The organism is Tardiphaga sp. GW822-FHT04G09 (genome assembly GCF_058800725.1).
The window spans coordinates 22,461-41,803 of the sequence record NZ_JBXAMO010000024.1; the positions used below are offsets into that span (position 1 = coordinate 22,461).

A 19,343-nucleotide genomic window follows, 5' to 3' on the forward strand; every position below is an offset into this window, starting at 1 on the left:
CGATCGACTCAGCGATAGCAGCGGAAGTGGTGGTGACGATCATAGTAACCGCGGCAACGGCGCCCGCCGCCTTCAGGAATGCCGAGCACACCCTTCACGCCGCCCACGGCCGCACCGACGCCGAGACCAACTGCGCCACCGACCACACCACCGACCGGCCCGGCGGCGCGATTGCCGTCACGGTACCCTTGGTTGGCACCCTGCTCACCCCCCCGGAAAACGCCCTGCGCCTGCGCAAAATGCGGCATGGCGACCAAAGCCAGCACGCTGGCGGCGAATGCCAGGCGGGTCTTCATCGACGAACTGATCGGCAACACAGCGGTCTTAACGGTCATGTGAGCTTCCCTCTGAGCGGCAAGAATTCGCCGCTTGCGATTGTGGGAGGGTAACGCGCGACCAAGGAACCGGTTCCATCTGGGTCCAATCGAAGCTTCCTATCGCGCACAGGCTTAGACGTCCCGAGCCGTGTTTCGGCCCATTCGCCGCCTTGGTGCCGCCTAGCCCAACATTAAGGATGCACGAAACTGTCACTGGAAACTCGAACGCCCGGTATGCATATTGGGTCAGGGACGGCAGGCGTTACAACAGGTTACGGCCCGGAGGCCAAGGTAAGATGCGTTCGTTTTACATGACCCTTGCGGGTCTCGCCGTTTTTACCGCCGCCAGCACTGCGCAGGCCAAGATTGCCATAACCATCGACAAGGATGCCCAGCAGCTGACCGTCGTTCAGGACGGCGTCGAAAAATATCGCTGGCCGGTCTCGTCGGGCCTTCCGTCCTATGAGACCCCGAACGGCAGCTTCCAGACATTCCGCATGGAGGAGGATCACTTCTCCAAGGAGTTCGACGACGCACCGATGCCCCATGCCATCTTCTTCACCAAGAAGGGCCACGCCATCCACGGCACCGATTCCGTGAGCCGCCTGGGCTCGCCCGCCTCCCACGGTTGCGTCCGGCTGTCGCGTGAGAATGCCGCGACCCTGTTTGCCATGGTGAAGGCTGACGGCGTGCTCAACACCACCGTTACGCTGACCGGCTCCTCGCAGGTCGCCCTCGCCCGCAACCCGCGTCCGGCGAAGCCATCAGCCGTTGCCCGCCGCGACATCGCACCCGCCACACCGTCCTATGACGCCGCCGGCAATCCGATGGATCTCACCCCGCAGGCCGTGGCGCCGGGCCGCCGCGTCGTGCGCCAGGTCCAGCCCGCAGATGACGATCGTTACATCTATCCGGCCGGTGGCAATGACGGTCAGCGCTATCCGGCCCCTCCCGGCTATCGCCGCATGACCGAAGCCGAGACCCAACAGTATTACGCCAATCGCGGCTATTACAGCCGGCAGTATCCGCCGCAGGCCTATGCCCCGCGGCCGTATCAGCCGCGCGGCTTCGGCGATTACTGAGGGAACATTTGTGACGCCTTTCCTCGACGCGAACCGGCGGTCCGCTTCGCTTGAAAACGCTTCAGTTGTCCCCGTCCCGTAGCCGGCGCCACACGGCGCCGAGCACGTTGGAATAGTCGTCGGTCCAGACCCGCTGATCGTCTTTCGCCTCTGTCAGGGCCCATTGCGATGACGTCGCGATGGACCCGACGTCTGCCGCATCATGTGCCGAGATGACGACGTTGGTCGAGAAGATGTATTCGTTGTCGCGGCCGGAATCCTCCGAATAGACCCAGCTCTTCATGTCATTGGCATCAGCAATGCCGACCACGACACTGGCGAGTTCGAGATGGCGGTTCGACACATGCATGACGACGGCGCCCTGCGGAGCGAGCTTCTCCTTGTAGATCTCCATCGCCTCCTCGGTTGCCAGATGGATCGGGATCGCATCCGACGAATAGGCATCGACGATGATGAGGTCGTAGGCGCCGTCCGGTTCCTTCGCGAAGGTCAGGCGCGCATCGCCGATCACAGGTTTAACGTCCGGCTCGCACTTCTGGATGTAGCTGAAATATTTTGGATCCCTGGCCGTATCGACCATCGACTGGTCGATCTCGAAGAACTTCCAGTCCTCGCCGGGCGCTGACGCACAGGTCAGAGATCCCGAACCGAGCCCGATCACTGCCACGCGCAACGGCCCTCCCTTGCGGGCACGTACCGCCGTGATCGCCTGCCCGATGCCACCGTCTTTGTAATAATAGGAGATCGGCTCCGGTCGTCCGGTCACCGGCGTGCCGTCGTCGTTCAAATATTTCTCGGCGCCGTGAATAGTCGTGCCATGCATCAGCACGTGATACTGGCCGTTCGGTGTCACCACGATCTTGTGCACGCCGAAGAAGCTGCGCACGGTCTCCACCCGGCCATCATCCGCCGGGTAGAATCGGATCAATGCCAGCGCAAGGACCGTGATCGCTGCGAGCTTGAGCCGATCGGCGCGTAGCAGGATTGCAACGATCATGCCGACGACAGCAACGGTGCTGACGACATAGACGCGCTGGGTATCGATCCAGGTAAACAGCTTGCCGGTCGTATAACTCGGCAAGATCAATGCGATTGCGGCAACGGCCAATGCGATCCAGTACCAGCGCGCCCAGCCGGAATAGCGCTCCGGCAATGCGGGCCGGCACAGCACGGCAAATGCAATCAGGATTGGATATTCCGCGATCCATGAGAATGTGAACGGCGCGATGAGGCCGGCAAACAGACCACCGACCATGCCGCCGAACGACAATGCAACATAGTAGCCCGTGAGATACCATGCGGCGGGACGCTGCCGGGCCAGTTCACCGTGGCACGCCATGGCGATGATGAAGAAGCACAGCAGGTGACCGCCAAGGGTAAGCAACAGATTCTGTTCGCCGCCGATCGCGAGCAGCACGATGACGCCGGCGATCGCCAGGGGCTGCAACATCAACATCCACGCATGCGGCAACAGCGGTCGTGACTGGAACACCAGCACCCAGGTCAGCAGATAGAGCGACAGCGGCAACACCCAGAGCAGCGGTGCGGCAGCGACGTCGGTCGAGATATGCGCGGTGACTGCGATCAGCAGGCCGGATGGCACAGCGGCGAGGAAAATCCAGCGCGCACGCAACGCCGAGCTTGGCGCCGGTGCATCGACGGGGTCGGCGCCCGGTGTGGAAACGGCAACCGGCGGCGATTTCATCAGCAACACGCCGCAGCCGGCGATCAGCAGAATCAGCAGACCGTAGCCTGACGTCCAGATCAGATTCTGCGTCCGCAGCGAGAACATCGGTTCGAGCAGCACCGGGTATGACAGTAGCGCGAGGAAGCTGCCTATATTCGACGACGCATAGAGGAAATACGGATCGTGACCGTTGGGATGGCCGGTGCGCACGAACCAGGCCTGCAGCAGCGGATTATTCGCAGCGAGCGCAAAGAACGGCAGGCCGATCGACACAGCGAACAGGCCGAGCAGCCAGAACGCATAGCCACTCTCCGGCGGCGTGCTCCAGCCCGACGCGATGGACAGCGGCAATGTCAGCAGCGCCAAGATCAGCAACAGGATGTGAACGACGACCGGAATGAAGCGGCTGCGCAGTTGCATCAGGTAATGGGCATAGGCGTAGCCGCCGAGCAGCAGCGATTGGAAAAACACCATCGCCACCGACCACACCGCCGGCGACCCGCCGAGCCGCGGCAGCACCATCTTGGTGAACAGGGGCTGCACCGAGAACAACAGGAGCGCGCTGGTGAAGATCGCCGCGGTATAAACCACCAGAAGGAGCCGGTTGCGGGAGGCCGAGTTTGGGGCGGCGACGGGCTGCGACGAACTCATGAAGGCTCCAGCATATTGCACGGCAGAAAAGCGAAAATCCGGCCGGTAACCGGCGGCCGGGAATGGAGCATATGGCACCGTTCCGGGCAATGCGCGCTAACTATGGAACCACAATCGTGATGGGCGGCCTTGTGCCGCGCGCGCGGCTCTTCGATAAAGAGGGCCCTATTTTCGTTTGCAAGCTTTGTTGAAGCGGACATGTCAGACACGGACGTTTTGATCATCGGCGCCGGTCATAACGGCCTCACTTGCGCGGCCTATCTCGCCATGAGCGGGCTGCGCGTGAAGGTGGTGGAACGCCGCTCCGTGGTCGGCGGCGCCGCGGTGACACAGGAGTTTCATCCCGGCTTCCGCAATTCCGTCGCGGCCTACACCGTCAGCCTGCTCAACCCGCAGATCGCCGCCGATCTGAAGCTGGCCGAGCATGGCCTGCGGATTGTCGAGCGCAAGGCGCAGAATTTCATTCCCGCCCCCGACGGCAGCTATCTGCTGACCGGCGAAGGTCGCACCCAGCAATCCGTTGCCAAGCTCAACGCGCGCGATGCCGAGCAGATCGGTGCATTCTCTCATGAACTCGAAGTCATCGCAGATGTGTTGCGCGCCTTCGTGCTGCGCGCGCCGCCGAATGTGGTGCAGGGTTTTGGCTTGGCCACCATCAGCGAGGCCATCAACGCGCTTGGCACTGCCAGGATTCTGAACGCCCTGAGCATCGAGCAACAACGCGTATTGCTCGATCTGTTCACCTGCTCCGCCGGCGAGATGCTCGACGACGTGTTCGAGCATGATCTGGTCAAGGCGCTGTTTGGCTTCGATGCCGTTGTCGGCAACTATGCGAGCCCCTACGCTGCTGGCTCGGCGTATGTGATGCTGCATCATGCGTTCGGCGAAGTGAACGGCAAGAAAGGCGTCTGGGGTCACGCCATCGGCGGCATGGGCGCGATCACGCAGGCCATGGCCGCCGCGGCACGCTCGCACGGCGTGCAGATCGAACTCGACAACGGCGTACGCGAAGTGCTGGTCGAGCGTGACAAGGTCGTTGGCGTCATCCTCGACAATGGCGAAAGCGTGCGTGCCAAGTACGTCGCATCCAACGTCAATCCGAAACTGCTCTATACGCGGCTGATGCCGGCGGATGCGCTGCCCAAGCCGTTCCTCGATCGCATCCGCAACTGGCGCAATGGCTCCGGCACATTCCGCATGAATGTCGCGCTGAACGCGCTGCCCTCATTCACCGCACTGCCCGGCAATGGCGACCATCTCTCGGCCGGCATCATCATCGCGCCGAGTCTGGACTATATGGATCGTGCCTGGCTCGATGCGAAACAGCACGGCTGGAGCCGAAAGCCCATCGTCGAGGTGCTGATCCCCTCGACGCTGGACGACAGCCTGAGCCCGCCGGGCCAGCACGTGGCCAGTCTCTTTTGCCAGCATGTTGCGCCGACACTCCCGAACGGCGCATCGTGGGATGATCATCGTAACGAGGTCGCCGACCTGATGATCAAGACGGTGGACGACTACGCGCCGGGCTTTGCCGCCAGTGTGATCGGCCGGCAGGTGCTATCGCCACTCGATCTTGAACGCGACTTCGGCCTGCTCGGCGGCGACATCTTTCACGGCGCGCTCAGCCTGAACCAGTTGTTCTCGGCGCGCCCGATGCTCGGCCATGCGGATTATCGCGGGCCGCTGAAGGGGCTCTATCACTGCGGCTCCGGCGCCCATCCCGGCGGCGGCGTCACGGGCGCCCCCGGCCACAATGCGGCCAGGGCGATCCTCAGGGACCACCGGGCGCTGTTCGGCTGAGGACATCCTGTGGATAAGCCTGTGAACAGGCGGTGGATGGGTCCTGAATAAGCCTGTGCGGAAGCGCGGGATGACAGCGGTATATTCGTCCCATAACCCTGTGTGCGGCCGGTGCCTCGACCCTGTATCGCCGCATGGATAAACCCTGTACGAAGCGCGCATAAGCTTGTGCAGACCCTGTTCACGACGCCACCCGGACCCGCGATGACCACGCCCCAAGGAACCAGCCGCGCCACCTTCGCCGTCGGCGACGAATTCAGCGCCAAGCGCATCGTCGATCTCCTTACCGAGAGTTTCGAGGAAGGCCAGGCCGCGATCGCTGCCTTCGAGAGCCCGGAAGGCCGCTGGGACGTCACCGTGCATTTCGCCGACCCGCCCAACGAAGCCTCGATCCGCGAGCTCGTCAGCCTTGCCTCGGATGACACCGTGGCTGACAGCATCGTGTTCGACAGCATCGAGGCCAAGGACTGGGTCAAGGAAAGCCTCGAAGGCCTGGTGCCGGTCCGCGCCGGGCGCTTCATCGTTCATGGCCAGCACGACCGCGACAAGGTGCGGCCCAATCAGTTGGGCATCGAGATCGAAGCGGCGCTTGCTTTCGGTACCGGCCATCACGGCACCACGCGCGGGTGCCTGATCTATCTTGATTATGTGCTGCGCGCGAAGGCGCCGAAACGGATGCTCGATTTGGGTACCGGCACCGGTGTGCTGGCGATTGCTGCCGCCAAGGCGACCAAGCGCCGCGTCCTGGCGACCGATATCGACCCGATGTCTGTGAAGGTGGCGCGCGAGAACATGCGGCTCAACGGCGTCGGCAATCTCGTGGATACCGTCTGCGCCACCGGCTTTTCCTCGCCGGCTTTCGGCGATCGCGCGCCGTTCGATCTGATCCTGGCGAACATCCTCGCCAATCCACTTCGCGCGATGTCGACCGACATGGCACGACACCTCACGCGCAACGGCATGGTAATCCTGTCAGGCCTGTTGCCGCATCAGGCGATGAGCGTGATCGCCGCCTATCGCGCCCGCGGGCTGGTGCTGCGCAAGCATCAGATCATCGAAGGCTGGAGCAGCCTGTTGATGCAGCGCGCCGGCTGATACGCCAGCCTGCACACGCCATTTTCCGAGCACGGAATAACGACGAATATCTATTGAGAGCCTGCAGGTCGTGACCTGCCGGTTCGCTACTTCAGGGGCGGCACGTCGCGACGACGGAGTGTCGCATTTTCCAGTCGCTCGGCGCGCGTTACGCGGGCTTCGACGAAACGGCCCAGAATCTGGACGATGCCGCTGCGTTGATTTGGCTGATTGGGCGGGACTTGAGTTGACTGAATCTGGGTGGGTGGGGAATGGCCAAGCGTGGCCGGTGGCGAAATCTTCTCGAACGTAAAAGCAGGCATTGTGTATCCCCTCTTCGTTGAGTTGAGACACTCTGAATGGCCAGGCATCGCGCCGACAACACAGGCCGGGGGACGTTGTTCCATCCGGTTGAACACAACCATCAAATTTCAAGCATAACTTGTGCCAGATTTGCGCAACCCTGCCCCTCGATTGCAGGCCTGACGGTGCACCCATAGGATAATCCCGCGATGTTCGAAGCCCATTTCCAGACGTTTGAAGAGCCCGAAAGCGGCGTGGCGCTGACTGCGCGGCTGGCCGCATTTCGCGAGGAATTGCTGCGCCGGAAACTGACCGGCTTCGTGATTCCCCGCGCAGATCAGCAGCAGAATGAATATGTGCCGCCGTCCGACGAGCGGCTGGCCTGGCTCACCGGCTTCACCGGATCGGCCGGCATGGCCATGGTGCTGCTGCAGGAAGCCGCCGTGTTCGTCGACGGCCGCTATACGCTTCAGGCGGCCAAACAGGTCGATGTGAATGCGTGGAGCATCCAGTCGCTGGTGGAGCCGCCGCCGGAGACCTGGCTCACGGATCACCTCAAGCCCGAAGACCGCCTCGGATTTGATCCGTGGCTGCACACTTCTGCGGCAGTCGAGCGGCTGGCGGCGGCCTGCACAAAGGCCGGCGCCGAGCTGGTCGCCGTCGACAGCAATCCGCTCGACCAGGTCTGGACCGAGCGCCCGGCGCCGCCCCTCGGCGCGGTGTCGATCCATCCCCTCGCCTATGCGGGCGTCTCCGAAGCCGACAAGCTCGCCCAGATCCGCACCGAGATCGACCGCCTCGGCGTCGATGCCATTGTGCTGTCGGATTCCCACGCGGTGGCCTGGACCTTGAACATCCGCGGCGCCGACGTCTCGCATACGCCGCTGCCGCTGTCCTATGCACTGGTACCGAAGACCGGCCGGCCGCAGATCTTCATCGATCATCGCAAGCTCTCCAACAGCACGCGCAACCATCTGGAAGTCTCGGCCGATGTGAAGGAGCCGGATGCGCTGACATCCGCGCTTGCCGATCTCGCCGCCTCCGGCGCATCCATCGCACTCGATAATGCGACCGCTGCCGATGCGCTGAGCCGGTTGATCATCTCCTCCGGCGGCAAGCCTGTGCGCGGCAATGATCCCCTCGCTTTGCTCAAGGCCGTGAAGAACCCGGTCGAGATCAAGGGTACGCAGACCGCGCATCGCCGCGATGCGGTGGCACTCGCGCGCTTTCTCGCCTGGATCGATCGCGAGGCGCCGAAAGGTCACCTCACCGAGATCGACACTGTCGAGGCGCTGGAGACGTTTCGCCGCCAGACCGGCGCGCTGAAGGATGTGTCGTTTCCGACCATTGCCGGCACCGGACCGAACGGCGCCATCGTGCATTACCGCGTCACCCGCAAGACCAACCGCCGCATCGCGCTCGGCGATCTGCTGCTGATCGATTCCGGCGCGCAATATGAAGACGGCACCACCGACGTTACCCGCACCATTGCGATTGGCGAGCCGACCGACGAGATGCGCGACCGCTTCACCCGCGTGCTGCGCGGCCATATCGCCATCGCGCGCGCCGCGTTTCCCGATGGCACCACCGGCGCGCAGCTCGATACGCTGGCGCGGCAGTTTCTCTGGCATGCCGGCCTCGATTTCGCCCACGGCACCGGACACGGCGTTGGCAGCTATCTGTCAGTGCATGAAGGCCCGGCGCGCATTTCCAAGCTCGGCACCACGCCGCTCAAGCGTGGCATGATCCTCTCCAACGAGCCCGGCTACTACAAGACCGACGCCTTCGGTATTCGCATCGAGAATCTCGAACTGGTTGTCGAAGCCCATATCGAGGGCGCCGAACAGCCGATGAATGCATTCGAGACGCTGACGCTTGCGCCGATCGACCGCCGGCTGATCAACACCCATCGCATCAGCAAGCGCGAGCTGAAATGGATCAACGACTATCACGCCCGCGTTCGCCGCGAGGTGATGCCGCTGCTCGACGATGAAGCGACGCGGGTCTGGCTCGAAGCGGCGACCGAACCGCTCACGCAGCCACAATAACAACAAGAGAACTCAACTCACGTGAATTACAGCCCGCCCGTTCCCAAAGTCGACGCCGTCGACCTCTCCACATCGCGGGTGATGCTGCTGTTGCTGGTGGTGATGACCGGCATCGCGCCGATCTCCCTCTATATGCTGGTGCCGGCGCTGCCCGAACTCGCCCGCACCTTTGAGGCCGACATTTCCATCGCGCAGATGACGGTCTCGCTCTACATGGTCGGTCTCGCTTTCTCGCAGCTGATCATGGGGCCGCTCTCGGACAGATTCGGACGGCGTCCGGTGCTGCTTGCGGGTCTCGGCCTGATGGTGATCGCCGGCATCGGCTCGAGCTTCGCGCTGACGCTGCCGCAACTGATCGCCGCACGTTTCTTCCAGGCGCTCGGCGGCGCAACGGGCATGGTGATGAGCCGCGCCATCATCAGGGATCTCTATCCGCGCGAGCGCGTCGGCGCGATGATCAGCCTCGTGATCGCCGTGATGATGATCGCGCAGATGCTGAGTCCGCTCGCCGGCGGTCTCTTAGAAACCGGCTTCGGATGGCGCGCGATCTTCTATGTGGTCACCGCATCGTCTGTTGTCGTCACGCTGGCGATCGCATTTTTCCTGCCCGAAACGAGACGGCGTGCTGCCAGTGACGTGAGCGGCGGCGGCTTCATCGCCGACTCCCGGGTCCTACTGCGCAGCCGGACCTTCATCGGCTATCTCCTCTGCTATGTCGTGGCATCGTGGATCATCTTCACCTTTGCCGGCGGCGGTCCCTATGTGGTGGTCACGCAGATGGGCCGGACATCGGCCGAATATGGCGCATGGTTCGCGACCTCGGGCCTGGCCTATCTCGTCGGCAATCTCTGTTGCGTGCGCTTCGCGCCGCGCCGGACCATCGAACAACTGATCTGGTTCGGCCTCGCGCTGCAATTCGGCGGCGCGCTGCTCAATGTGGTCTGGGGCCTCACCGGCCTGAACCAAAATCCGGCCTGGCTGTTCCTCACCCATATGATCGTGATGTTCGGCAATGCCTTCGTGATGTCGAACGGCGCCGCGGGTGCGCTCAGCATTCGTCCGCAGGCCGCGGGCACGGCATCCGGCATGATGGGCTTCCTGCAGATGGGATTGGGCTCGCTGTGCTCGCAGTTCGGCGCCTGGCTCGGCGGCCATTTCGCCACGCCTGTGCCGCTGAACATTGCACTCGTCGTGCTGTCCTGCGGCTGCGCCGCAGCGATGATCTTTCTGGTCCCCCGCCGCAAGACCGTAGTGACGGAAGAACTGATCGAGCAGGCCGAAGGCGAAGAAAGCGGGTTGTTGTGATCGCGTAGGATGGGGTGGGCGCCTTCGAAATAGGCGCTCTTCTCCCCACTGCGCAGTGATCGTAGGATGGGGTGAGCGCAGCGAAACCCATCGCTTTCGTGCGCGTGAATGATGGGTTTCGCTTCGGCGCAAGATGCGCCTGCGCTCACCCCATCCTACGGCCTCATCGGGTTCAACTGTCAAACAGCCACGTGCTCTCCAGACATGCGTCGTCGCCCCTGTTGTTTGCGGCGCGGGGGCGCCGTCGTCGCTCGCATTCCCGCCCCCTTGCGAGAGGGCGTGCGGAACGCCGGGTGCCCGATGCACCCCTGGGCCTGATGCCGATGCGGTCGTCCGCAAGGGTATGCATCAGGACTTTCGGAAAGCACGGGCGATTGCCCGACGTTCCGCCTGCGGTGTTTTGTCGGCTTGCTGAATGCTTGCCCAGATGACCGATCAAGGTCATCCTTGTTGGGCCCTGCGCGACAGGGCCGGGGGAGCACAAGCTACTGGGCCGGACGCGTTTCGAATCTGGTCGTCCGTCACTTGATCTGCGGGCCCGTTCCATCCGCAACCAAGCCGTGCCGCCTGTCCCAGTGGTATCCTGACCACAGACGATACGGCCTGCCCGCAGACAGCCGGTACCCACATCTCCCGTGACGCCGCATCCCGCCCCGCAATCGTGACGATCGCGATCGCCCCTCTCGGCGGGGCAGGACGAAGCGGAAAATAATCAAGATGGGGATGTTGTCAATAGATATAGGAAAAAATGTTTGACGCCTTCCAGCCCCAAACTGTCATTCCCCGGCACACCAATTGGTGTGCCTGAGGGCGGCTGCGCGAAGCCACACCGCCCTACCCGCCGATCAGCGCCAGCCACTCGTCTTCCGTGAGCACCGCAACGCCGAGATCCCGCGCCTTGGTGAGCTTCGAGCCGGCATCCTCGCCGGCTACCACATAGTCGGTCTTCTTCGACACCGAGCCTGCGACCTTGGCGCCGAGGCGCTCGGCGCCGGCCTTTGCTTCGTCGCGCGTGAACTTGGTCAGCGAGCCCGTGAACACCACCGTCTTGCCGGCCACCGGCGTATCGGTCTTGAAATGCGCGACATCGAGCACCTCGATCTCGCTCAGCAACTCGTCGAGCGCCTTCACATTACGTTTCTCGGCGAAGAACTCGACGACCGCATCCGCGACGATTTCACCGACGCCGTCGATGGCATTGAGATCGGCATAGGCTTCGGACGTATTCTCCTCGCCGCCCTGCCCCGCAACCGCCGCCAGCATCGCATCGCGGAACGCTGCGAATGATCCATAGTGGCGCGCGAGCAGCTTGGCATTGCCTTCGCCGATGTGGCGGATGCCGAGGGCGAAGATCAGGCGATTGAGCTCGATCTTGCGGCGATCGTCGATGGCCGCAAAGAGATTGCGCACCGAGGTCTCGCCATAGCCCTCGCGGTCGCGCAGCTTCTTGCTGGCGCGCTCGTCGCGCTTCTGCAGCGTGAAGATATCGACGGGATGCATGATGATGCCCTCGTCGTAGAATTCCTGGATCTGCTTGTCGCCGAGGCCGTCAATGTCGAAGGCCAGCCGCGAGACGAAATGCTTGAGCTTCTCGACCGCCTGCGCCGGACACACCAGCGCGCCGGTGCAGCGCGTGACGACCTCGTCGTTCTCGCGGATCGCGTGGCTGCCGCAGACCGGGCATTTGGTGGGGAATTCATACGGCTTGGCGCTTTTCGGCCGCTTGTCGAGGACGACATTGACGACCTGCGGAATGACGTCACCGGCGCGCTGCACGATGACGGTGTCGCCCTCGCGGATATCGACGCCGTCGCGCAGCGGCTGGCCATCATTGCCGATGCCCTTGATGTAATCGGCATTGTGCAGCGTGGCATTCGACACCACGACGCCGCCCACCGTGATCGGCGTCAGCCGCGCCACCGGCGTCAACGCGCCGGTGCGGCCGACCTGGATGTCGATCTTCTCCAGCACCGTCGTCGCCTGCTCGGCAGCGAATTTATGAGCGATGGCCCAGCGCGGCGCGCGGCCGGCAAAACCCAGCCGCGCCTGCCAGTCGATGCGATCGACCTTGTAGACCACGCCGTCGATGTCATAGCCGAGCTTGGCGCGGATCTCGCCGATGCGCCGATAGAAAGCCAGCGCGTCGTCCACGCTCTTGCAGAGTGTGATCTCGGGATTGACTGTGAAACCGGCTTTGTGAAGCCAGTCGATCATCGCGTGCTGGGTCGGCTCCGGCATCGGATAGTCAGACATCTCGCCCCAGGCATAGGCGAAGAATTTCAGCGGCCGTGACGCCGTGATCGCGACGTCCTTCTGGCGCAATGAGCCCGCTGCCGAGTTGCGCGGATTTGCGAACACGGTGTCGCCGGCCTCTTCCTGCTTTTTATTCAGGGCAAGGAAATCGCTCTTCAGCATATAGACCTCGCCGCGCAATTCGCAGGCGGCGGGGATGTGCTTGCCCTTCAGCGTGGTTGGAATGTCCTTGATGGTACGGACATTCGCCGTGACGTCCTCGCCGGTGAAACCGTCGCCCCGCGTGGCGGCGCGGATGAGTTCGCCATTCTCGTAGCGCAGCGACAGCGACAGGCCGTCGATCTTCGGCTCGGCGACGATGGCGGGGATTTCGTCGAGCTTGAGGAAGCGCTGGATGCGGGTGACGAACTCCGTGACCTCCTCGTCGCTGAACGCATTGCCCAGCGACAGCATCGGCACCACATGCTGCACCTTGGCAAAGCCGCGCGCCGGCGCTGCGCCGACCGTCTGCGTCGGCGACGCGCCAGTGACGAGATCGGGAAACTTCGCCTCGATCGCCTCGACGCGGCGACGCAGCGCGTCGTACTCCGCGTCCGACACCGTTGGTGCGTCGTCCTGATAGTAGCGCCTGTTATGCGCCTCCATCTCCAGCGACAACCGCATCAGCTCGATTTTGGCCTTGGGCTTTGTGAGCGTGGAGATGTCGGGGGGAGTGATTTTTGATGTCTTCGCCATGGCTCAGAATAACGTGTTGCGCGGACGCCAACAACGGGCTGCCCCATACTGTCATTCCCGGTTCGCTCGCAAGAGCGAGCGCCCCGGAATGACAACTTGATCTCTACGCTGCGCCCTTGAGCAACCGGTCCGCGGCTGCCCGCGCTTCGGCGGTAATCTCCGCACCCGCCAGCATTCGCGCGATTTCCTCGCGGCGGTGATCTTTCGCCAACGTGTTGACGCGGGTCGCGACGCGCTTGCCCTTGTCGAGGGCGTCCTTCGAAATCAGGAGATGCTGGTCGGCGCGCGCTGCGACCTGCGGCGCGTGGGTGACGGCCATCACCTGCACCTTGCCGGCGAGGCGACCGAGCCGCGCACCGATGGCGTCGGCCACGGCACCGCCGACACCGGTGTCGATTTCGTCGAACACCAAAGTCGGCGCGGAGCCCTTGTCGGACAGCACCACCTTCAGCGCCAGCAGGAAGCGCGAGAGTTCGCCGCCGGAGGCGACCTTCATCATCGGGCCCGGGCGGGTGCCGGGATTGGTCTGCACCCAGAACTCCACGCGGTCGATGCCCTGCGGTCCCGGCGTGTTCGCATCGCTGTCGACCTGGGTGATGAATTTCGCACGTTCGAGCTTGAGCGGCCCGAGTTCGGCGATGACTGCCTTGTCGAGTTTGTCGGCAAATTTCACCCGCGCCGCGGACAGCTTCGTCGCCGCAGCGCTATACTTCTTGTCGGCCTCGGAGGCTGCGGTTTCCAGTCCCTTGAGCTGGCCGGCGCCGGCATCGATGGTGGCGACATCGGCAAAGTATTTGGCGGCCAGCGCGGCGAGTCCTTCCACCGGTGTCGAATATTTCCGCGCGGCACCGCGCAGCGCGAACAGCCGCTCCTCGATGCGCTCGAGTTCGGCGGGATCGAAATCGGCGGCGATGAGCGCAGTGCTGAGATGCTGGTCGGCCTCTTCCAGCGCGTTGATGGCGACGTCGATCGCCTTCACTGCGGGCTCCACCAATGTCGGCATTGATCCGGCGCGGCGCTCCAGCCGGCGCACGGCGGCGGCCAGCGACGAGATCGGCGAATGATGGCCGGACACAGCCTCCTGCGCCTCGCGCAGATCCGCCGCGATCTTTTCGCCCTGCATCATGCCGGTGCGGCGTTCGGCGAGCTGCGTCTCCTCACCCTCCTTCGGATTGAGCTTCTTCAGCTCATCGGCGGCGTGGCGCAGATAATCGGCATCGCGGGCGGCGCGCTCCATATTGGCGCGATGGGCCTCCAGCGCCGCATAGGCGGTCTTGCGGGCCTCCCAGAGGGTCTCCAGCGCGGTGACGTCCTTGTCCAGCCCAGCGAAAGCGTCGAGCAGCCGGCGATGCGTGGCGGCATCCACCAAGGCGCGCTCATCGTGCTGGCCATGGATCTCGACCAGCGCGGCGCCGACCGCCTTCATGGTCTGCACGGAGATCGCCTGATCGTTGATGAAGGCACGGGTGCGGCCGTCGGCGAGCTGCACACGGCGCAGAATCATCTCGCCGGAATCGTCGTCGAAACCGTTGTCCTTGAGAATCGCCAGTGCCGGATGGCCCCTGGCCAGATCGAACACGGCTGTCACCTGGCCCTGTTCGGCGCCGTGGCGCACCAGGCCGGCATCGCCGCGGCCACCGAGGGCCAGCGCAAAAGCATCGAGAAGAATCGATTTGCCGGCGCCGGTTTCACCGGTCAGCACTGCAAGACCGCGGGAAAACTCGATATCGAGCCGTTCGATCAGGACAATGTCACGGATCGACAGACGGGCCAGCATGAGAGGTCAGTTCCTAACCGAGGCCAAATCTCTTGAAGGCCTTGCTCAGGTAAGACCCCTTGTTCTCGCTCGGCTCGAGACCGCCGGACTTTACAAGATTGTAGGCGTCTTTGTACCACCTGCTGTCAGGAAAGTTGTGGCCAAGCACGGCGGCAGCCGTCTGCGCCTCGCCGACCACGCCGATCGCCATATAGGCCTCGGTCAGGCGCATCAGCGCCTCCTCCACGTGACGCGTGGTCTGATACTGCGTCACCACGGTCTTGAAGCGATTGATGGCGCCGGTGTAGTTGCGCTTGTCGAGATTGTAGCGGCCGATTTCCATTTCCTTGCCGGCAATCTGGTCGCGTGCGCCTTCCAGCTTCTTCTTGGCCGCGGTCGCATATTCCGAGGTCGGATATTTGCGGACCACTTCCTCAAGCGCAGCCATCGCCTTTTCGGTGCGGCCCTGGTCGCGCGAGATGTCCGGGATCTGGTCGTAATGCGAGGCGGCGATCAGATACTGCGCATAGGCCGCATCCGGGCTGCCGGGATGCAGGGTGACATAGCGCGTCGCCGAGCCGATGCAGGTGTCGTAGTCGCCGGATTCGTAGGCCGCATAGGCCGACATCAGCAGCGACTTGCGCGCCCACTCCGAATACGGATGCTGACGATCGACTTCCTCGAATTTCTTCGCGGCGGCCTTCGGATCCTTGGTCTGGTTCATGAGGTACAAGCCCTCATTGTAGAGCTTGTCGGCCGGCTCCTCGACGAAGGTGTCGTCCTTGCTGCTGAACTTGTCCCAGATCGCGCCGGTACCGCAGCCGCTCAGCGGCACCGCCAGCACGATGAGGCCCGACGCCAACCGCATATGGCGGCCGAAGCGGGTGAGCAGGGAGTCACGGGATTCGAGCGTAATGCGCTGTGCCGACATATATCTGAGACCTGACGCCTTCATGCGGTGTCTGCGCGTGATATCGCGCACAATCACGGACCAACCGGATACGCGCCCGCAGCTTCGCCTGGCGACCGCGTGCTCTATCTACCCGAATGAAGTCCGTTAACCAACCGGATACGGAGCCATTTCGCCCGGATTAAGGCGAAGGATGTGGAGATACAGGGAGTTATGGTTACCGGGCATGTCCCGGTGCACGCAAAGGTTCGCGTCCGCGCAAAAGCGCAACGCAAAACACCGATAGCGGGTGAAAGAGGCCAGAAAGGCCCGATCTCAGCAAACGTCCGGGCCGAAAGCGGGCGCGATCATGCCGCCAAGCATGCCCGAGGTGACATCGGCGCTGGCGCGGCCACGGCGGGCCGGAACATTTTGAACGTGAGCTGCGTCGGCTTCGACGACCTTCCAGGCCGAACGATCGGCCATCAGGGCGCAAAGCACGGCATTGTTGAGCTTGTGGCCGCCACGCACCGAACGGTAGGCACCCAGGATCGGCAGACCGGCCAGCGCGAGATCGCCGACAGCGTCCAGCACCTTGTGGCGGGCGCATTCATCGGCGTAGCGCAGGCCTTCGGTGTTGAGCAGCTTGTCATCGTCGAACACGACGGAATTCTCGAAGGACGCGCCGAGCGCGAAACCGGCGCTCCAGAGGCGGGCCACGTCGTTCATGCAACCGAAGGTGCGGGCACGGGCGATATCGCGGCGGAAGCTTTGGGGATTGAGATCGAGCACGTAGCTCTGGCGGCCAATCATCGGATTGGCGAAGCTGATTTCCACCTCGGCGCGGAAGCCCGCTGCGTGGGGGCGGATTTCGCCGAAGCTGTCACCGATGGCAACCTGCACCGGTTTGAGAACCTGAATGAAGCGGCGGCGGGCGCCCTGCTCAACGATGCCGGCCTGATCGATGGCGGCGACGAAGGCGGCTGCGGAGCCGTCCATGATCGGCACTTCCGGTCCATCGACTTCGATGACGGCGTTGTCGATGCCCATGCCGCGCAGCGCAGCGAGAACATGCTCGGCGGTGGAAACGATCGGGCCTTCACGATCGCCGAGCACGGTGGCAAACTCGGTGGCGATGACTGACTTGGCGTTGGCCTGGATTTCGCGATCGGCACCTTCAAGACCGGTGCGGACAAAGATATAACCTGCATCGACGGGAGCAGGTCCGAGGGTGAGGCTGACAGGCTTTCCGGAGTGGACGCCGACACCCGTAACGGTGGCTTGCGATCCAAGCGTGGTCTGTCGGCTGAAAGTCATATGGTACCCACCCAAGTAGCCTCTCGTCATGAGAGGGACTCTCTCAGTCGAACCTTGCGGCCTCCTGAGTCCCCGAGTCGCAGTTACATTAACCCCTGCCACAAAGTGCGCCAACTCACGCTTTTTTACCGATTGTTACCCCACCTTTGCCGCAATCAAGCCAGGGGTTAACCAATATTTCTGACGGTTTCCTGGCTCCTTCGAGCCTTGGCAGAGCGCCTCTGTAAAGATTAATGACCTACTATCAATAGGTTAACAAATCGCAGCGGTTTTGGCGGCTGTCACAAACGAAAGCCCCGGCTGATCCAGCCGGGGCTTTGGTCTTCGACACGATTGTAACAAATGTCAGCTGGTCTGGCGGCGCAGGAAGGCCGGGATATCCAGATGATCGTCGCCCTGTGGCGCCGGCGCAACAGGTGCCGGACGACCGTGCGAATCGAGGCCCTGCGGCGCCGGACGGCGGGCATATTCGGACACCGGCGGCTCGTTGCCCATCTGCTGGGCGACGCTGCGCTGTGGCTTACGTTCAGGCAGCGGCGGCATCGGAGCCATCGGCGGAGCTGACGGACGGCCGGAGACCGGCGCTTCCGAGTCCTCGTCGCGGCGGCCGAGACCGACATTGGCCAGACGCTGCAGCAGCGACAGGCGAGCCTTCTGCGGTTCCTCGTCCGATTCGCCGCGTGCCTGACGGATCTCGTTCTGGGCTGGCATCGGCAGCTCTTCGAATTTCGGCATCCGCGGAGCGCGCAGCGGGGCGCGTTCAGCCGACGGCGGAATGAACTGTTCGGGAATCGGCGCTTCCATCGGGGCTTCCTGGCGCGGCGCTTCCGGGAACAGCGAAGGCTTCTGCGCGATCGGGCGCACAGTCACATCGCCATACTGCTGCGGCGCAGCGGCTTCCGGAGCCACAGCAGCGGCGATGGCGGCGAGCGCGGCACGCTCGTGGCTGGTCGCCGGCGCGCGGGGTGCAGCGGCCGGAACCGGAGCGCCGGCAGCCTTGGCGGCGGCGGCAGCAGCGATGCGCTGGTTGTCAGCACGCAGACGCGCGGTCAGATCGGCCAGACGCGCATCCGGGGCAGTATTGCCAGCCGGAGCGGCAACGGCGGAGGTCACGGTGGTGACCGGAGCCGAGGAATTGCGGGCCAGCATGGCCTGCTCGATGCCGGTCGCGACGACCGACACGCGAATCACGCCGTCGAGGCTCTCGTCGAAGGTGGCGCCGACAATGATGTTGGCGTCGGCATCGACTTCTTCGCGAATACGGGTGGCGGCTTCGTCGACTTCGAACAGGGTCAGGTCCTTGCCGCCGGTGATCGAGATCAGCAGGCCGCGGGCACCCTTCATCGAGCTGTCGTCGATCAGCGGGTTGGCGATCGCAGCTTCCGCTGCGGTTAGCGCACGCTTCTCACCGGTGGCTTCGCCGGTGCCCATCATCGCCTTGCCCATCTCCTTCATGACTGCGCGCACGTCGGCGAAGTCGAGGTTGATGAGGCCTTCCTTGACCATCAGGTCGGTGATGCAGGCAACGCCCGAGTAGAGAACCTGGTCGGCCATCGCAAAGGCGTCGGCGAAGGTGGTCTTCTCGTTGGCGACCCGGAACAGGTTCTGGTTCGGGATGATCAGCAGCGTATCGACCACCTTGTGCAGCTCGGCAATGCCGGCCTCGGCGGTGCGCATGCGGCGCTGGCCTTCGAAGTGGAACGGCTTGGTGATCACGCCGACGGTGAGGATGCCCATGTCGCGCGCGGTCTTGGCGATGACCGGAGCAGCACCGGTGCCGGTGCCGCCGCCCATGCCGGCGGTGACGAACACCATGTTGGCGCCGGTCAGATGATCACGGATTTCGTCGATGACTTCCTGCGCGGCGGCAGCGCCGACGTCCGGCTGCGAACCGGCGCCGAGGCCCTGGGTGACCTGCGTGCCCATCTGCACGATGCGCTGGGCCTTCGACATGGTCAGCGCCTGCGCATCGGTGTTGGCGACGACGAAATCGACACCCTGCAGACCGGCGGTGATCATGTTGTTGACGGCGTTGCCGCCCGCGCCACCGACACCGAACACGGTGATCCGGGGCTTCAGCTCGCTGATATCAGGAACGTTGAGATTGATGGTCATGAGGTTGCCTC

At 63.5% G+C, this 19,343-nt stretch carries 13 protein-coding genes; 5 read left to right on the forward strand and 8 right to left on the reverse strand.

Annotated elements, in window-relative coordinates; all coding sequences use genetic code 11:
- Positions 1-8: 8 nt before the first annotated feature.
- Positions 9-335, reverse strand: coding sequence for a hypothetical protein (locus AC1RLZ_RS27130; RefSeq protein ID WP_493191153.1), 327 nt, complete (start codon positions 333-335; stop codon positions 9-11).
- Positions 336-613: 278 nt separating this feature from the next.
- Between AC1RLZ_RS27130 and AC1RLZ_RS27135 the strand changes: the two genes are divergently transcribed.
- Complete coding sequence (locus AC1RLZ_RS27135) at positions 614-1,399, forward strand: L,D-transpeptidase (RefSeq protein WP_493191154.1); 786 nt, start codon at positions 614-616, stop codon at positions 1,397-1,399.
- Positions 1,400-1,460: 61 nt separating this feature from the next.
- Here the strand turns inward: AC1RLZ_RS27135 and AC1RLZ_RS27140 are convergent, their stop codons facing one another.
- Positions 1,461-3,737, reverse strand: coding sequence for a spermidine synthase (locus AC1RLZ_RS27140; RefSeq protein ID WP_493191155.1), 2,277 nt, complete (start codon positions 3,735-3,737; stop codon positions 1,461-1,463).
- Between the two features lie 198 nt (positions 3,738-3,935).
- On the opposite strand from AC1RLZ_RS27140, the gene AC1RLZ_RS27145 reads away from it, so the two are divergent.
- Both AC1RLZ_RS27145 and AC1RLZ_RS27150 read left to right on the forward strand, forming a co-directional pair.
- The gene (locus AC1RLZ_RS27145) at positions 3,936-5,537 is read left to right on the forward strand and encodes a phytoene desaturase family protein (RefSeq protein ID WP_493191156.1); all 1,602 of its coding nucleotides are present in this window, start codon (positions 3,936-3,938) and stop codon (positions 5,535-5,537) included.
- Between the two features lie 204 nt (positions 5,538-5,741).
- Complete coding sequence (locus tag AC1RLZ_RS27150) at positions 5,742-6,632, forward strand: 50S ribosomal protein L11 methyltransferase (protein WP_493191157.1); 891 nt, start codon at positions 5,742-5,744, stop codon at positions 6,630-6,632.
- A gap of 86 nt (positions 6,633-6,718) precedes the next feature.
- Here AC1RLZ_RS27150 and AC1RLZ_RS27155 read toward each other — a convergent pair whose 3' ends face one another.
- On the reverse strand, positions 6,719-6,934 hold the full coding sequence (locus AC1RLZ_RS27155; protein WP_493191158.1) for a hypothetical protein: 216 nt from the start codon (positions 6,932-6,934) through the stop codon (positions 6,719-6,721).
- A 189-nt stretch (positions 6,935-7,123) separates the two neighbouring features.
- On the opposite strand from AC1RLZ_RS27155, the gene AC1RLZ_RS27160 reads away from it, so the two are divergent.
- Both AC1RLZ_RS27160 and AC1RLZ_RS27165 read left to right on the forward strand, forming a co-directional pair.
- Entirely contained in the window at positions 7,124-8,962 is a 1,839-nt protein-coding gene (locus AC1RLZ_RS27160) for an aminopeptidase P family protein (protein WP_493191159.1), read from the forward strand.
- A gap of 81 nt (positions 8,963-9,043) precedes the next feature.
- Complete coding sequence (locus tag AC1RLZ_RS27165) at positions 9,044-10,267, forward strand: multidrug effflux MFS transporter (RefSeq protein WP_371424622.1); 1,224 nt, start codon at positions 9,044-9,046, stop codon at positions 10,265-10,267.
- A gap of 834 nt (positions 10,268-11,101) precedes the next feature.
- Here AC1RLZ_RS27165 and ligA read toward each other — a convergent pair.
- The 5 genes from ligA to ftsZ all read right to left on the reverse strand — a co-directional run bounded on the left by ligA (position 11,102) and on the right by ftsZ (position 19,332).
- Positions 11,102-13,255, reverse strand: a complete 2,154-nt coding sequence (ligA, locus tag AC1RLZ_RS27170; protein ID WP_493191160.1) for an NAD-dependent DNA ligase LigA — start codon at positions 13,253-13,255, stop codon at positions 11,102-11,104.
- 103 nt (positions 13,256-13,358) lie between these two features.
- Positions 13,359-15,032 (reverse strand): DNA repair protein RecN, encoded by a 1,674-nt coding sequence (recN, locus tag AC1RLZ_RS27175; RefSeq protein WP_493191161.1) that lies wholly within the window; start codon positions 15,030-15,032, stop codon positions 13,359-13,361.
- Between the two features lie 13 nt (positions 15,033-15,045).
- Positions 15,046-15,942 (reverse strand): outer membrane protein assembly factor BamD, encoded by an 897-nt coding sequence (locus tag AC1RLZ_RS27180; protein WP_493191201.1) that lies wholly within the window; start codon positions 15,940-15,942, stop codon positions 15,046-15,048.
- Positions 15,943-16,236: 294 nt separating this feature from the next.
- Complete coding sequence (gene lpxC, locus AC1RLZ_RS27185; RefSeq protein WP_493191162.1) at positions 16,237-17,217, reverse strand: UDP-3-O-acyl-N-acetylglucosamine deacetylase; 981 nt, start codon at positions 17,215-17,217, stop codon at positions 16,237-16,239.
- Positions 17,218-17,562: 345 nt separating this feature from the next.
- Positions 17,563-19,332 (reverse strand): cell division protein FtsZ, encoded by a 1,770-nt coding sequence (gene ftsZ, locus AC1RLZ_RS27190; RefSeq protein ID WP_493191163.1) that lies wholly within the window; start codon positions 19,330-19,332, stop codon positions 17,563-17,565.
- Positions 19,333-19,343: the final 11 nt, after the last annotated feature.

Excerpts from the sequence above, each read along its gene's own strand:
- AC1RLZ_RS27155 (WP_493191158.1), bottom strand. The coding sequence starts at position 6,934 with ATGCCTGCTTTTACGTTCGAGAAGATTTCGCCACCGGCCACGCTTGGC.
- AC1RLZ_RS27135 (WP_493191154.1), top strand. The coding sequence starts at position 614 with ATGCGTTCGTTTTACATGACCCTTGCGGGTCTCGCCGTTTTTACCGCC.
- AC1RLZ_RS27140 (WP_493191155.1), bottom strand. The coding sequence starts at position 3,737 with ATGAGTTCGTCGCAGCCCGTCGCCGCCCCAAACTCGGCCTCCCGCAAC.
- lpxC (WP_493191162.1), bottom strand. The coding sequence starts at position 17,217 with ATGACTTTCAGCCGACAGACCACGCTTGGATCGCAAGCCACCGTTACG.
- recN (WP_493191161.1), bottom strand. The coding sequence starts at position 15,032 with ATGCTGGCCCGTCTGTCGATCCGTGACATTGTCCTGATCGAACGGCTC.
- AC1RLZ_RS27150 (WP_493191157.1), top strand. The coding sequence starts at position 5,742 with ATGACCACGCCCCAAGGAACCAGCCGCGCCACCTTCGCCGTCGGCGAC.
- AC1RLZ_RS27130 (WP_493191153.1), bottom strand. The coding sequence starts at position 335 with ATGACCGTTAAGACCGCTGTGTTGCCGATCAGTTCGTCGATGAAGACC.
- AC1RLZ_RS27160 (WP_493191159.1), top strand. The coding sequence starts at position 7,124 with ATGTTCGAAGCCCATTTCCAGACGTTTGAAGAGCCCGAAAGCGGCGTG.
- AC1RLZ_RS27165 (WP_371424622.1), top strand. The coding sequence starts at position 9,044 with ATGCTGCTGTTGCTGGTGGTGATGACCGGCATCGCGCCGATCTCCCTC.
- AC1RLZ_RS27145 (WP_493191156.1), top strand. The coding sequence starts at position 3,936 with ATGTCAGACACGGACGTTTTGATCATCGGCGCCGGTCATAACGGCCTC.
- ftsZ (WP_493191163.1), bottom strand. The coding sequence starts at position 19,332 with ATGACCATCAATCTCAACGTTCCTGATATCAGCGAGCTGAAGCCCCGG.
- ligA (WP_493191160.1), bottom strand. The coding sequence starts at position 13,255 with ATGGCGAAGACATCAAAAATCACTCCCCCCGACATCTCCACGCTCACA.
- AC1RLZ_RS27180 (WP_493191201.1), bottom strand. The coding sequence starts at position 15,942 with ATGTCGGCACAGCGCATTACGCTCGAATCCCGTGACTCCCTGCTCACC.